This is a genomic window from Chondromyces crocatus, assembly GCF_001189295.1.
In the GTDB taxonomy this organism is placed as follows: Bacteria; Myxococcota_A; Polyangia; order Polyangiales; family Polyangiaceae; genus Chondromyces; species Chondromyces crocatus.
Window position 1 is genome coordinate 4,748,695 of the sequence record NZ_CP012159.1, and the last position, 13,471, is coordinate 4,762,165.

A 13,471-nucleotide genomic window follows, 5' to 3' on the forward strand; every position below is an offset into this window, starting at 1 on the left:
AATGGTAGAGCCGACGCGCTGCGGGGAGGCAGATGCCGCCTCGCGCAACCCTCACTCCCGCGCCTTCATGAGGAGAGACGATGAGCTACCGCTTCGCGATGGTGTTTCTGAGCGCGCTGGCCCTTGCTGCATGCGGGGGTGATGAGCACGGGCACGAGCAGGAGCACGAGCACGAAACCGAGGACGGGGACGATCATGCTTGTGAGCACCTCGAAGAGGGGCCGTTCCAGTCGGTGACGGCGGCGGAGGTCGCTGCATCGGCGCCTGCGCTGGCGCAGACGCACGTGTCGTACGAGGTTGCGCTCGTGGAGGATGGAGCGGGCAGCTTTCACGGGCTGGTGACGTTCACTCCCAGGGAGGCCGCGGAGTTCGCGTTCTTCTCGACGGAGGAGGTCGCGATGGCCTTCCAGGATGCGGACGGCGCGGCCGTCGCGCCGGAGAGTGCTTGCTCCACGGGGCCGTGCTCGGCGGGATGCGCGCTCGTGAAGAGCAAGGTCACGGTGGATCTGGAGACCGCGACCTACACGTTGACGCTGGGACCGACGACGCTGGAGCAGGTTCACGTGCTGGTCGAGAAGGCGAGCCACGCCCACTGAGCGTCGCGCCATGCCTCCTGTCCTGGAGGAAGAAGGCGTGCTTGCTCCCGTGTGGCGACGGGGGGCGACGGGGGGCGACGGGCGAGGCGAGGGGCGAGCACGAGAGGCTCGCCCGGGCGCGTCAGCGGGAGACGTCGGTGAGGTCGCCGAGGTTGCGCGTTTCTTCGTCGATGCCTGCGACGACGAGGAGGGAAGGAGTCCCCTGGACCGGCCACTGGTTCAAGCGCTCCAGGGCATGGTCGAGCCACAGCTCGTGGACCTCGCGCTGCCTCGGGTCGGAGACGTAGGCGCGCGCTGGGGTCTGAGCGAGACGGGGGCGGACGAGATCGGTGCAGGCGAAGGGCGCGAGCAAGTCGCGTTGAGCGAGGGTGGAGCCGTCGTCGGCGTCGAGCTGGTAGATGGTACCGTCCTGCGCGAGCACGGTCACCGTCTTGCCGTAGCCGGGCTCCAGACCGAAGTCGCACGGCTCGGCGGGCAACGAGAGGCGGGTGGGGAGAGGGGCAGCGCCGGTGAGGTCGGCGAGATCGTAGCGGGTGAGGGCGGCCTCGCCGTGGTGGGCGAGAACGATCGGACGATCGGGGTGTCCCTGGAGGGTGGCCGGGCGCGCCGCGCCGTCGGCATAGGGGATCGCCGTGGTGGTGAGGTCGCTGCCCGAGCGCTGGATGACGAGGAGTGCCGTGTCGCAGGCGAGCACGGCGTGGCCCGCCGCCCATGCGAGCGCAGGTGAGGCGCCACAGGTGTCGGCGAGCGTGGTTGCGGCGCCCTGCGGGGTGTGGGCCGTGACGCCTTCGGGCCCAGCGATGAGCACGCGGCCCGAGAGGGGGAAGGCGACGCCCGCGTAAGGGGAGGGCAGCGTGAGGCGCTCGGGAGGGGAGGGGGGCTCCTCGTAGAGGGTGGCCTCGGCGAAGCTGAGCGCGCTTCCGGCGCGGGCCGGCTCCGTGTCGTCGCCCGGGAAGAGCAGGCCGAAGCGATCCTCGTGGGCGGTGATGCGCGGCTGTCCGACGCCGTCGAGGGGGTAGTCGATGCGCTTCGGGGGGAACTTGTAGACGTGGATGTGAGGGGCGTCGGCGTCGGTGGCGCCCTCCGAGTGATCCAGCAGCGCGACCCCGGCGTAGACGACCTCGGCGCTGCCGCCGTGGGCGACGAGCACATGTTCGCCCGAGGAAGAGACGGTGAGCGCGGAGGCCGGTCGCGCGAGGGGAACCTCGCCGACGAGTTCGCTCAGCTCGACGTCGATGAGGGAAAGCCGGGGGGCGTCCGCGTCGGCGATGACGACGCGCGCGCGTCGCCAGGAGGGGTGCATCTCCGGTCGGATCGAGCGGTCCCCGTCGTCGTCGTTTCCGCCGCAGGCGCCGAGCGAAAGGAGCAGCGCAATGCCGGATCGCGTCACACGCTGCATGTCACTTCGCCTCCACCATGATGCGGATGTTCTGGCGTTCCGTGGGGCCGAGCTGGATGCTGACGGTCTGCTGCTCCGTCAGATCGATGACGTCGGCGCGCCCCAGTCCAGGGCATGAGGCGGGGAACACCGACGCCGCGAGGCAGCTGTTCGAGCCGTCTTCGCCCTGGTACGCCGCGTAGACGTCCTCCGGGTAATAGAACACGTGGGGGCTGGTCCGTCGCGCTCGGAAGCGGACTTCGCCGCGGTATGTGTCGTCGCCGGAGTCGGTCAGCCGCACCGTGTAGATCATGTGCAGGTTCGCGAGCGTCTTGTCGGCCCCTACCTCGCCGAAGGGACCCTCGTCGACATGGCTGCACGCATGATTGATTTCATATTCGTCGATCTCATACTGCCAGTCGTCGATCCGGCAGCCGCTCTCGAGGGGATCTCCGTTGCCTCCGCCACTGCATCCGAGCGCCAGAAGGGTCGCAGAGATCGAAATCCCCGCTATAACACGCCCCAACCTGTCGCTTCGTGCAGCCCGTGACGTTGCGCGTCGTGCTTGTGCCCAAACCACGAACGTGAAATATATCAGCCGGTAAGCACATGCAACGAAGTTGCATCAATAGAGCGTTCGCGTGTGCATGGGGGCTGCTCGCGGGTTTCGTTCCGATGGTCGTTCTGGCGCAGCCCGCACCGGGGGTGCCGCAGCCCGCACCAGGGGCGCCTGCTCCACCAGGGCCGGAGGGCGCATCGTCTCCGGAGCGGGTGTCTGCGGAGGCTGCTGAAGAGGGAGCGGCTGGCGCGTCCGATGTGACGGAGGGCGATGCAGAGGGAGACGCCGCCGCTGCGCCCGTCGATGCGGATTCGTCCGAGCCGAGCGACGCTGGGGAGGGGGATGCGTCCGTGGACACGCCGTCCTCGGGGCCGCTGACCGTCCGGGTGAGTGGCGCGCGGCGTGGTCCTGCGCCGCGTGCCGGTGGCGATTACCAGCTCGTCGTGGGGCAGCTCATCGACGTGCCTCGCACCTCGGCGGAGCGGTTGCTCACGCTGGCGCCTGGGCTCTTCCTGGCAAACCACGGCGGCGAGGGGCACCCGTCGGCGGTGTTTCTCCGCGGGTTCGATGCAGGCGAGGGGCAGGACATCGAGTTCACCTTGCAAGGGATCCCGCTGAACGAGCCGTCGAACCCGCACGGGCATGGCTTCGCGGACACGAACTTCATGATCAGCCGCCTTGTGGAGCGGCTGCGGGTCGTGGAGGGGCCGTTCGATGTGCGGCAGGGGGACTTCGCGGTCGCCGGGAGCGCGGAGTACACGCTGGGGATGCCGGACCGCGGCGTGGTGGCACGCGCGGGGTACGGGACGTTCAATCGGACGGAGACGACGGTGCTGTGGGGGCCGAAGGGCTTCGGCTCCGACACGTTCGTGGGCGTCGAGTGGATCCGGGGCGACGGGTGGGGGAAGAACCGGGCGCACCAGGCGGCGCGGGCCGTCGGGCAGATCGGCTGGGCGCTCGACGAGGACACGCGGCTCAAGGTGCTCGCCACGTCGTATGCGGCCCGCTACGACACGGCAGGGGTCATCCGGCTCGACGATCTCGCGGCGCGGCGCGTCCCGGGGTGTGGCTCCGACTTCGACGAACAGTTCTTCTGCTCGTACGATCCCAACCAGGGTGGGGCGGTGCAGCGGCACGGGATCGGTGCGCAGATCGAGCGCAAGGGAGAAGACTCCGCGCTGGATGCGCAGCTCTTCGCGACCGTGAAGAACCTGCGGAGCCGCGAGAATTTCACGGGGTACGAGCTGGACGTCGGGAACAGCGGGGCCCCGCAGCGAGGAGACGGGACCGAGCAGATCTATGACGCGGTGACGCTGGGATCGCGCGGGAGCTATACGCGCACGTTCGACTGGCTCGGGCGCAGCGATGCGGAGGTCGGCTACTTCTTCCGCCATGATCGTGCAGACGCGACGCTGCGGCGCCTGCGGCGTGCGGATGGTGTCCCTTACTCGCGCGACTTCGACAACGGTCTGCGGATCACGAATGCTGCGGCCTATGCCTCGCTGAACGTGAGGCCGCTGCGCTGGCTCTCGCTGCGGGGTGGTGTGCGGCTCGACTCGTTCTTGTTCGGCGTGGAGGACAGGAACCAGCCCGAGGTGGACCGCTCCGGGGTGCGCGAGCCGTCCAGCTACAGCGAGGCGTTCGGCGTTGCGATCCAGCCGCGCGGGGTGGTGACGGTGATCGTCGCGCCGTGGCTTTCGTGGATGACCTCTCTGGGGCTCGGGACCCGATCGAGTGACGCTCAGGCGCTCTCCGACGGCGAGTCGGCGCCGTTCGCACGGGTGATCGCTGCAGAGACGGCGCTGGTGACGCGCAGCGTGGGTGGAGGGCCTCTCACGACGGAGGCGCGCCTGTCGACCTTCGCGACGCGGGTGACGAACGATCTGGTCTTCGACGAGCGGCGAGGGCGCAACACGCCGATCGGGGCGTCGAGTCGCTTCGGTGCGACGATCTGGGGGCGGATCACGCACCCCGGCATCGGCTTCGATCTGGCGTCGAGCTTGACCTGGTCGGAGGCGTACCTGCCTCCGGACGACGCGAGTCCGTTCGATCTCGCGGCGGGGTCGAGGCTCCCGTACGTGCCGCGGTGGGTGTTCCGGCTCGACGCGTCGGAGCGTTACCCGTTCACGGTGCGCGGCGAGAAGCTGCGCGCGACCGCGGCCGTGGGGCTCCAGTTCGTGGATCGGCGGCCGCTGCCGTTCGAGCAGCTCGGTGCGCCCTACGCGACCGTCGACGCGGCGGCGCGGCTGCGCTGGCGGTGGTTCGAGCTGGGGGCGGAGATGACGAACCTGTTCGACCGGAGGAACCGGGAGGTGGAGCTGAACTACCCGAGCAACTTCGCGGATCCCGAGGCGCCTGCGTCGCAGCTCCCTGCGCGCCACATCATTGCCGGTGCGCCGTTCCAGGTCCTGGGCACGCTCACTGCTTACCTCGATCACGAGGAGCCGGAGTCATGACGTTCGTCCGACGTTCGATGGACACACCCCGGCGAGGGCGCGGGAGGGTCTCTTCGGTGCTCCTGGGTGGGCTCGTCGCCCTCTGGGCTTCGGCCTGTGCGCCCGACACGGGAGGGAGGATGATCGGCCTCCAGATCGCGGTGCGCGCCGAGGCCGACGAAGCGCAGCCTCTGGGAAGGTTCACGACGGCGACCGGCTGGGACGTCACGCTGGACGAGGCGCTGGCGGCGGTGGGGCCGGTGTTCATCTACGAGAATGCGCCGGTCTACGCGCGCCGTGACGAGCGTTTCGCCCCGCTGCGCTGGCTCGTGCCGCTCGCGCACGCGCACCCGGGGGACAGCCATTACGATGGCGGTGTGGCCAAGGGGGAGTGGCTGGGGCAGACGATGCTGGATCTGCTCGATCCCTCGTCCTATCCCACGGTGGATGCGCCTGGCATCGCCGGTGAGGCGCGCTCGATCACGGTGCATCTCGATCCGCCGCGCTCGAGCCTCGCCGGTCGGGAGCGCCTCCGAGGGCATCAGTTCTACGTGAGCGGTGTGGCCGAGCGAGAGGGGCAGCGGGTGCCGTTCGCGGGAGGTCTGGATCTGCCCGCCGAGGGGGATCAGCGGCGGGTGCAAGGGATCCCGCTTTCCGGGGTGCTCGACGATGGGTCGAGGCTCGTGGTGGCGGTGCATCCGTCGTCGTGGCTGCGAGAGGCGCGGTTCGAGGAGCTGCTCGGTGAAGAGCCCGGGGAAGACGGGCGCTACCCCATCCCGAAGGGGAGCCAGATCGAGCGCGCCTGGTACATCGGGGCGCGCAGCCTGGCGCCGGCAGGCGTTCCAGGGTCTGCGTTCACCGCGTGGCTCGCCGAGCATGGAGAGGAAGATCGTCGATGAAGAGCGAGAACCGGAGCGAGATCCACCGGACCAGCCGGCTCCGTCGCGCCATGCGGTGCGCCGCAGGGCTCGCGCTGTCCTGCTGGGCCGTGGGTTGCGGTGGCGGCGAGGATGGCGGGACCGGTGCGCTGCGCGTGCGGATCAGCGGGGAGGGCGCCGCGCGGGAGGGGTACCCGTTCGTGAAGGAGGGGGTGGAGGTCCGCTTCGCCGACGGGTGGAGCATCACGTTCCGCAAGTACCTGGTGTCGTTCGGTGACATCGAGGTGAAGGGGCTCGACGGTGAGCCGGGGAGCAGCTCGGGGAAGCGGTACGTGGCGGATCTGCACGCCGGAGACCAGATCGCGGAGGAGATCGAGGGGCTTTCCCCGCGCCGCTGGGATGCGCTGAGCTTCAGCGTGCTGCCTGCGAGCGAGGAGAGCCTCCCGCTCGGGAACGTGTCCGAGGAGGACATGGCCCGGCTCGCGGCGGGACGGTTCACCTACTACATCGACGGCGAGGCGAGCCACCCGGAGCGGGGTCGCTTCGACTTTCAGTGGGGCCTGCAGAACCCGACGCGAAACCGGAACTGCTCCAACGGGCTCGATGGCACCGACGGCGTGATCGTGCGGCCCAACGCGACGACGGAAGCAGAGCTGACGTTCCATGTGGACCACCTGTTCTGGGACACGCTCGGCGCGGAGCAGTCGCGGCTGCGGTTCGATCCGATGTGGGGGGCGAACAAGGACGGCGACACGACGATCACGTTCGACGAGCTCTCGGGGCAACGCCTCGCAGATCTCACCGATCCGGAGGGCGCGCCGCTGCGCGACGAGGCAGGGCAGGCGCTGGTGTACAACCCGGGGTCGATCCCGCTGCCCGACAAGAATTTGAGGGAGTTCGTCCTGGTGTCCTCGGCTTCGCAAGCCCACCTGAACGGGCTCGGGCTGTGCTCGGTGCAGGCGCTCGCGCCGTGAGGGAGCTCCTGGCCGGGCGTCGAGCGTGATTGTCGCGTCGCGCCAGGCGCCCTGCGTGCGGTGTCCTCACCGGGTCACGCGCTGCGCGATGTGGCGTTGCGCATTGCAGCAGGGAGCGATCCCTCCAGCCTCCCTCTCCGTCGTCGTAGTGCCCGGAGGGGGTGGAGGAGATGTGGGCTGCGCTGGTGCGCCGGGAGGTACAGGTTCCCCTTGACCGTCCGCCGTCGCGGGTGCGACCCTCCGGCCGCGCGACCATGCGAATTTTGCTTTGTGAAGATCAAGACGCCATCCGGCGCATGATCGAGGCACTGGTTGGCGCCAGCGGCCACGAGGTCACGGGTGTTCGCACCGGAGCCGAAGCCATCGAGCTGGCCCTGAAGGAGCCGTACGATGTGGTGCTTCTCGATCTGATGCTGCCGGGCACGATGGACGGCTTCGAGGTCTGCGGGCGGCTGCGCAGCGATCCTTCGACGAAGGCGCTGCCGATCGTCATCATCAGCGCGCTCGACGACAAGGAGTCGCGTGAGCGGGCAGAGCGTGCCGGGGCGACCGCGTACTATGCGAAGCCGTTCCGGCCGCTGGAGCTGCTGGAGTACATCGGGAGCCTCGAGCCTGCCAACCGCCCCGCGGGCTGACCGCGGTTGACCGCGCGTGAGGTCCGGGGCTACACCGCGGGCCCATGCAGATCGGGATGCGCGGACGTTTCGCCGGGGCCGTCGTGGTGGCTTCGCTGCTCGGTCTTCTCGCCGGGTGCGACGACAAGAAGAAGCCGGAGACCCCGGCGGCCGAGTCAGGGACAGAGGAAGATGCCGGGCTGCCGGTGAACGCGGGGCGGCTGGGGGCGGCGCTCGCGTCGGCTGCGACGGTGGGTGGTCCCGCTCCGACGGCCAATGCCGCCGCGGGGCAAGGGCCGCCCGAGAACGGGATCTTCGCGCCGGGCGCGGCGGAGGCGGCGCTGCCGAAGAGCACGCCGTTCAAGATCGAGATGCTCGGAGAAGGGAGCGAGCCGCGGGTGTCGCTCGCGCCCAAGCACGACGCCAAGGCCGAGCAGAAGTCGTCGGTGATCCTCAGCCTGCGCATGGGCGGTGGCCAGGGGTTGCCCGCCCTCGACTTCGGTCTGTCGTTCAAGGCCGACAAGCCGAAGAAAGATGCCGCTCCCGCCGAGGCGCCTTCCGGGACGGCGATGCGCGCCAAGCTGACGTCGGTGGTGCCGGCATCGATGAGCCCGGGTGGGCTGCCCAAGGAGCTGGTCGACGCGTTCAGCAACCTCAAAGGGAGCGAGATCCACTACCAGCTCGCGGCGAACAACGCGGTCAGTGAACTCTCCATCGAACTCTCCAAGGGGGCCGAGCAGGGGCTGCGCCCGATCCTGGACTCGCTGGCCGAGGTGATCGGGTTGCTCACGCCAGCGCTGCCAGACAAGCCGGTCGGCGTGGGGGCGATGTGGATGGTGACCGATCGGTTCGTGTGGCCCGGCGCGAAGATCCCGGTGTTGCGCTACCGGGTGTTCAAGATCGAGAAGATCGAGCCGAACGGCGCCGTGTCGTTCAGCGTGGATACCCGTCAGTATGCGGAGGAGGCGCTGGCGAAGCTGCCCGACGGTGCGACGGAGCGGCCCACGACGCTGGATGGCTTCGAGTCTTCGGGGAAGGGGAGTCTCGTCTGGAGTCCCACGGGCTTCGCACCGAGCCAGGGGGAGATCCGGCAGAAGCTGGGGGCGCAGTTCCTGCCGCCCAATGCGCCGCCTGGATCGACTCAGCGCGCCGTGCTGCAGTCCGAGCTCATCGGTCGCTTCCAGGTCCCTGGCGCGCCCGCGACGCCCTGAGTTCTCTCGTCGCTTTCCTCTTTCTGCTGGGTCCGCGCGCTGCGGACGCACCGTCGCTCTCCCTGGTGTTCCCACCAGGTGGTGGCGTCGGCGCGTCGTGGCTGAGCGCCGCGGGCGCATCCCTCGTTGGCCACATCCGTGCATCACGACCAGGGCAGGGGGAGCGAAACCGTGTGCAGGACGTCGAGGCCACGATGGCCTCACCACCCGGCGCAACGGGCGCGGCAAGCGAGATGATGAATGAGTGCGATGAGACCGTGAGATGCAATCTCGACAGGTATCTGAGGGAGCCTGGCATCTCGGAGGGGCAGCGGCGTCGACTCCAGCTCTTCCAGACCGTGGAGAGTGGCGTGTGCGCGAAGGTGGAGCGTTTCTGTACAGAGCACGGGATCGAGGTGACGGACCTGGCCGTTCTGCTGGTGGCGCCCGAAGCTCATCTGTTGTTCCGGAACGCTCTGCTCGCGCAGCCCGGGTCAGGCCGTCGACCTTCGACTCCCCAGGCGAGCTTGATCCTCGGTCATCGCAGCCAGCTTCATAGCTTCTTGCGGAGGGCACTGCCGCCGAACGAGAGCGACGCGGCGGATCCGTACATGGATCTGATGACACCTGCTCCAGCGCGCTGCGTGCGCATCCTCATCATCGACGATGATTCGCTGACGATCATGAGCTACGGCACCTTCGTGACCGTCAGCATGAACCTGGCGGAGATGCCCGACGCCTGAGCGGCGAGGCCGTACGCAGCCCTAGCGGCGACCCTTGGGGGTCTTCCACCGCGGCTGCAGATGGACGCGCACGATGTCGGCCATGAGGCCGAGGTGGGCGCAGTGATCGGGCTTGTCGTCGCCGGTGTACCCGCGGACGTGGAAGTCGCCGCGGTCGTAGCGCCGGATCATGTCGAGGCCGAGGACATCCTGCCGGTTCGCCTTCTTCGACTTGCCAGACAGCCGTTTGATCATGAAGTCGGCCACCTCGGTCGTCGATGCATACCCGGGCGGGATGATCGACGAGTGGCTGAGGAACATGAACTTTTTCTTGGCGGAGGCGCTGCGCGCGAACTCGATGAAGGGCTCGATCTGGACGACCTTCAGCGACTTCGCTTGCTCGTCGAGGTATCCAGCGTGGAGCGAGTCGAGGAGGATCACCGAGTCGACCTTCTTGCCGGCGGGCTGGCGCAGGATCTGCTCGATGGCGCCGTAGCCGGCGCTCCACGCGGACAGCGCCAGCTTGCGGATGTGCGCGTTCTTCTTGCCCGTCTTGCTGGCCATGCCGGTCTCGATGCTGGTGAGCAAGCGTTCGAAGGTGCCAGGTGACGCGAAGGCGTTGGCGTAGGCGCCCGAGCCGATGCCGAGGTCGATGCCCACGAGCACCATGCCGTTCTCGCTCTTGACGAACTCCTTCCGGACGGCTTCGTGGCCGTGGAAGTGGATGATCACGTCGAACCCACCCGACTTGGTGAGCCCGCCCTTGTGGGGTGAGATCATCTGACCCATCGAGGGCGCACGTGACCAGCGATCGTGGACGCCGAAGCCCGGGTCGGGCGTCATGCAGGGGTTGATGCCTCCACGGCGCGGTGGCTTGGGCGGGCCCTTGCGGCGCTTCGGGGCCTCGTCGCCGTAGGTGTCGGCGCCAGCGGGCTCGGAGAGCGGGACCGGCTCGGGGTCGGCGTTGGCGACGCGGGAGGAGAGGGCGGGGATGACGTCCTGCGCTGGCTCCGCGTCCTGCGCGGTGGCCGGGGGGCTCCAGAGCAAGCCGAGGCCGAGCAAGGAGAGGAGCGCACCTGCGCGGCGGAATCTGGCCAGCGACCAGGGGGCGCGGAGGACGGGCAGGGGGCTCCCCGGCGCGGACGTCCTGACCTGGGTCGCAGCTTCTCCCATGCGCCCACTCCTTTCCATGATTCCGGCTCGGGGTCGAGTTTCTGGCAGGGGGAGGGATCCTCGGGTTCTCCTCATGCTGGAGCGCGTGCTCCAAGAGGGCGGTAGAGGCCGCTCACACGGGGTAGTTGTGGTGGCCGGCGGCGGCCGCCGCCGCCGCGTGGGCGGCAGTGCGCTGGGCCTCGGCGGAGGCGAGGATGCGCTCTTCGGCCTGAGCTGCGAGCTTCTCGACCGCGCCGGCGGCGTCCGCCGGGGAGAGGGAGCGCAGGTACTGGATGAACTCGGCTTCCAGGCCGGGGTTCACACCGCTCATGACGAGCACGATGGGAATCGCTGGCTTCTCGATCTCGGCCAGCTCGGCCGCGCGGTCGCGCCACTTCCGGGCGCCGATGGCGATGCGGATGGCCCACTGGATGGCGAGGCCGAGGAGCAGGCCGGCCATCACGCCGACGACGAAGAGGTCGGCGTCTGCGGGCTTGAGCAGGGCAGCGAGGAGGCCTCCCACGGCCGAGCCGATGACGAGGCCGGGCTCTCCCCCGTTGTGAGCGGCGGCGGCCTTGAGGATCATCGCGGTCTGCGCGCCCGGGGTGCCGGTGCGCGCGGCGTCACGGAGGGGGACCAGGGTGCCGAGCCGGCGCATCGAGGCCACGCGGACGCTGAGGTAGCTGACGAGGAGCGCGATGACGGTGAGGCCCACGCCGAGGCTGACGGCCGTGCGCCGGCTGAAGAGCCCTTCGGGCAGCGGTTCCCGCACCATCGCCGTGGCCGCGCGGGCCTTGTCACGCTCCATGTCGGATCGGGTGCGGGTCTCGACCTCGGCCGTCGCCTTGACGAGCGGCTGGAGGGCATCGGCCTGGAACAGGCCCTTCACCACGTCGTGGAGGCGACGGGCCGATTTGTCCTCGGTCGCTCGGTCGTTGGGTGGAGGCGGGGTGAGGGCCTCCACGGCAGCGAAGGTCTTCCAGGTGGCGTCGAGTTCGGGCCGAGGTTCACCGAGGCCAGCCAGGATGTGCTCGCGGCAGCCGTTGATGATCTTGGACTGCTTGTGGAGCTGGTCGGCGGGGCCGCTCCAGGGAGCGAGCGGGGGGGGAGCCGGCGGTCGGGGGAGGGCTCCGCGCCGTGGGCGAGGCTCCTCGGGAGCCGGCGGCGCGCCGAACTTCATCTGCTCGGCGAGTTTCCCGAAGTACTTCACCGCGTCCGTGACCTGGGTCGCCGCCGCCGCACAGCGGGTCGCCGTGCCCAAGCGGGCCTCGGATTCCTGTGCTTGCCGCTGGGCGTTCGGGTCGGGGACGAGGCGCCCCTCCACGCGGACCAGGCGGAACACCGCGAGCGCGATGCAGAGCACGAGGATGGCGGAGGCGATGAAGGTGGCCCGCACCTCCTCCCGTCGGGTGTACTCGTTCATTGGTTCTCCCGACGGACGGGGATCGATCGCGCGCTCTGCACCCAACGCATGGGGTTCCACCGTTAAACCAGTTGCCTGCCCATTTCCATACCTCCTCGGAAGTTGGTCGGTTCAGGGGGAGGTCGTGTAAGGGTGGCGGCGTGGTCGCCGCTGTATCTCGAGGGACCGTGGGCATGTCGGGCGGGGAGCCGGCCAGCGCGGGTGCCGCCCACGGGGCCGAGGGCGGTGGGGCGGTGAGGGGCGGCTCGAGCCAGGGGACGTCGGAGCCCGTGGACGAGGGCACGCCCGGGAGTCCGGGGCAGGAGGAGAAGGCACCAGGGGCGGGGCAGGCGGGGCTGGTGGCGGCAGGGGCGGCCGTCCCCTGGGTGCTGTCCACGTACTTCGCTGAGGGGCTGCCTTACGCGCTGCTCCACAAATTCGCGTCCGAGTTCTTCACCCACGCCAACGCGAGCACCGGGGCCATCGGGCTCCTGTCCCTGTACGGGCTGGCGTGGAACAGCAAGTTTCTGTGGAGCCCCTTCCTGGACCTTTACGGGGCGCGGAGGACGTGGCTGCTCGCGACCGAGGTCCTGATGGGGCTGGGGGTGCTCGCCCTCGCCTGGCCTGCCGGGGAAGGCGCGCTGGAGATGGTGGCCACGGGGTTCGTGGTGATCGCCTTGCTCGCGGCGACCCACGACATCGCCGTCGACGGCTTCTACCTCCAGGCGCTCGACAAGGACGCGCAGACGAAGCTGACCGGGCTGCGGGTGGGGGCCTATCGAGGAGCGCTGCTCGTGGGCGGCAGCGTGCTGGTGACGTTCGCGGCGAGCACCTCATGGCGAGCGGCCTTCCTCGCGGCGGGCGCGCTGCTCGCGCTGCTCGCCGTGATTCATGCGTTCTTGCTCCCGCGCCCGGTGATCGTTCCTTCGGCGACGCGGCCCAGCTACTTCGCGGCGCTGAAGTCGTTCCTCGAGCAGCCGTCGATCGGCGCCGTGCTGGCCTTCATCGTGCTGTTCCGGGCAGGGGACGCGATGATGTTCTCGGTGTCCACGCCGTTCCTTCGGTGGCTGGGGCTGGATCTCACGGCGCGTGGGCTGTTGAACACGCCGAGCATCGTCGCCTCCATCGGCGGTTCGATGCTGGGGGCGGTGGTGGTGTCGCGCTGGGGGCTCGCGCGGACCCTGCTCCCCATCACCGTGGTGCAGAGCCTCGCGATCCCGCTGTACGCGCTGCTCGCGTGGCTCCGCCCTTCGCTGCCCGCCGTGAGCGCGATCGTCATCGTCGAGCAGATCGCGGCGGGCATCGGGACGGCCGCGCTGATGGTGTTCCTGATGCGTCGCTGCACGGGTGAGTTCAAGGCGTCGCACTTCGCCGTCGCGAGCGCGCTCATGTCGCTTCCCATGACCGGGATCGGGAGCGTGAGTGGTTTCCTCGCGGAGCGCGTGGGGTTCACGGTGTTCTTCCTTCTCGCCTTCGCCGCGTCTCTCCCTGGGGTGTTTCTGGCGCGGCGCGTACCGACCGACTGAGCGATCGAAGCCGAGAACGACGCTGTCTGCTTGCATTCCCCGGAG

General features: G+C 69.4%; 12 protein-coding genes. 8 read left to right on the forward strand and 4 right to left on the reverse strand.

Going from position 1 to position 13,471, the window contains the following annotated elements; all coding sequences use genetic code 11:
* Window positions 1–80: 80 nt before the first annotated feature.
* The gene (locus tag CMC5_RS17620) at window positions 81–596 is read left to right on the forward strand and encodes a hypothetical protein (protein WP_050431524.1); all 516 of its coding nucleotides are present in this window, start codon (window positions 81–83) and stop codon (window positions 594–596) included.
* 121 nt (window positions 597–717) lie between these two features.
* Here the strand turns inward: CMC5_RS17620 and CMC5_RS17625 are convergent, their stop codons facing one another.
* Both CMC5_RS17625 and CMC5_RS17630 read right to left on the reverse strand, forming a co-directional pair.
* Window positions 718–1,995 (reverse strand): hypothetical protein, encoded by a 1,278-nt coding sequence (locus CMC5_RS17625; protein ID WP_050431525.1) that lies wholly within the window; start codon window positions 1,993–1,995, stop codon window positions 718–720.
* 1 nt (window position 1,996) lies between these two features.
* Window positions 1,997–2,500 (reverse strand): hypothetical protein, encoded by a 504-nt coding sequence (locus CMC5_RS17630; RefSeq protein ID WP_050431526.1) that lies wholly within the window; start codon window positions 2,498–2,500, stop codon window positions 1,997–1,999.
* Between the two features lie 149 nt (window positions 2,501–2,649).
* On the opposite strand from CMC5_RS17630, the gene CMC5_RS17635 reads away from it, so the two are divergent.
* The 6 genes from CMC5_RS17635 to CMC5_RS17660 all read left to right on the forward strand — a co-directional run bounded on the left by CMC5_RS17635 (window position 2,650) and on the right by CMC5_RS17660 (window position 9,367).
* Window positions 2,650–4,989, forward strand: a complete 2,340-nt coding sequence (locus CMC5_RS17635) for a TonB-dependent receptor (RefSeq protein WP_082362568.1) — start codon at window positions 2,650–2,652, stop codon at window positions 4,987–4,989.
* On the forward strand, window positions 4,986–5,867 hold the full coding sequence (locus tag CMC5_RS17640; protein WP_050431528.1) for a hypothetical protein: 882 nt from the start codon (window positions 4,986–4,988) through the stop codon (window positions 5,865–5,867). The genes CMC5_RS17635 and CMC5_RS17640 overlap by 4 nt, the downstream gene beginning before the upstream one ends.
* Window positions 5,864–6,820, forward strand: coding sequence for a hypothetical protein (locus CMC5_RS17645; protein ID WP_050431529.1), 957 nt, complete (start codon window positions 5,864–5,866; stop codon window positions 6,818–6,820). The genes CMC5_RS17640 and CMC5_RS17645 overlap by 4 nt, the downstream gene beginning before the upstream one ends.
* Window positions 6,821–7,074: 254 nt before the next feature.
* Window positions 7,075–7,455, forward strand: coding sequence for a response regulator (locus CMC5_RS17650; RefSeq protein ID WP_050435954.1), 381 nt, complete (start codon window positions 7,075–7,077; stop codon window positions 7,453–7,455).
* 56 nt (window positions 7,456–7,511) lie between these two features.
* Complete coding sequence (locus CMC5_RS17655; protein ID WP_050435955.1) at window positions 7,512–8,645, forward strand: hypothetical protein; 1,134 nt, start codon at window positions 7,512–7,514, stop codon at window positions 8,643–8,645.
* Window positions 8,646–8,902: 257 nt separating this feature from the next.
* Window positions 8,903–9,367 (forward strand): hypothetical protein, encoded by a 465-nt coding sequence (locus CMC5_RS17660; protein WP_245678491.1) that lies wholly within the window; start codon window positions 8,903–8,905, stop codon window positions 9,365–9,367.
* Window positions 9,368–9,388: 21 nt separating this feature from the next.
* On the opposite strand, the gene CMC5_RS17665 is transcribed toward CMC5_RS17660, so the two are convergent.
* Both CMC5_RS17665 and CMC5_RS17670 read right to left on the reverse strand, forming a co-directional pair.
* A complete protein-coding gene (locus CMC5_RS17665; protein WP_050431530.1) occupies window positions 9,389–10,519 on the reverse strand; it encodes a hypothetical protein in 1,131 nt (376 codons plus the stop codon).
* 112 nt (window positions 10,520–10,631) lie between these two features.
* Window positions 10,632–11,921, reverse strand: a complete 1,290-nt coding sequence (locus CMC5_RS17670; RefSeq protein ID WP_050431531.1) for a hypothetical protein — start codon at window positions 11,919–11,921, stop codon at window positions 10,632–10,634.
* A gap of 173 nt (window positions 11,922–12,094) precedes the next feature.
* Here CMC5_RS17670 and CMC5_RS17675 point away from each other — a divergent pair, with 173 nt between their 5' ends.
* Entirely contained in the window at window positions 12,095–13,426 is a 1,332-nt protein-coding gene (locus CMC5_RS17675) for an AmpG family muropeptide MFS transporter (protein ID WP_156338679.1), read from the forward strand.
* Window positions 13,427–13,471: the final 45 nt, after the last annotated feature.

Excerpts from the sequence above, each read along its gene's own strand:
- CMC5_RS17645 (WP_050431529.1), top strand. The coding sequence starts at position 5,864 with ATGAAGAGCGAGAACCGGAGCGAGATCCACCGGACCAGCCGGCTCCGT.
- CMC5_RS17670 (WP_050431531.1), bottom strand. The coding sequence starts at position 11,921 with ATGAACGAGTACACCCGACGGGAGGAGGTGCGGGCCACCTTCATCGCC.
- CMC5_RS17620 (WP_050431524.1), top strand. The coding sequence starts at position 81 with ATGAGCTACCGCTTCGCGATGGTGTTTCTGAGCGCGCTGGCCCTTGCT.
- CMC5_RS17665 (WP_050431530.1), bottom strand. The coding sequence starts at position 10,519 with ATGGGAGAAGCTGCGACCCAGGTCAGGACGTCCGCGCCGGGGAGCCCC.
- CMC5_RS17655 (WP_050435955.1), top strand. The coding sequence starts at position 7,512 with ATGCGCGGACGTTTCGCCGGGGCCGTCGTGGTGGCTTCGCTGCTCGGT.
- CMC5_RS17635 (WP_082362568.1), top strand. The coding sequence starts at position 2,650 with ATGGTCGTTCTGGCGCAGCCCGCACCGGGGGTGCCGCAGCCCGCACCA.
- CMC5_RS17650 (WP_050435954.1), top strand. The coding sequence starts at position 7,075 with ATGCGAATTTTGCTTTGTGAAGATCAAGACGCCATCCGGCGCATGATC.
- CMC5_RS17640 (WP_050431528.1), top strand. The coding sequence starts at position 4,986 with ATGACGTTCGTCCGACGTTCGATGGACACACCCCGGCGAGGGCGCGGG.
- CMC5_RS17625 (WP_050431525.1), bottom strand. The coding sequence starts at position 1,995 with ATGCAGCGTGTGACGCGATCCGGCATTGCGCTGCTCCTTTCGCTCGGC.
- CMC5_RS17675 (WP_156338679.1), top strand. The coding sequence starts at position 12,095 with ATGTCGGGCGGGGAGCCGGCCAGCGCGGGTGCCGCCCACGGGGCCGAG.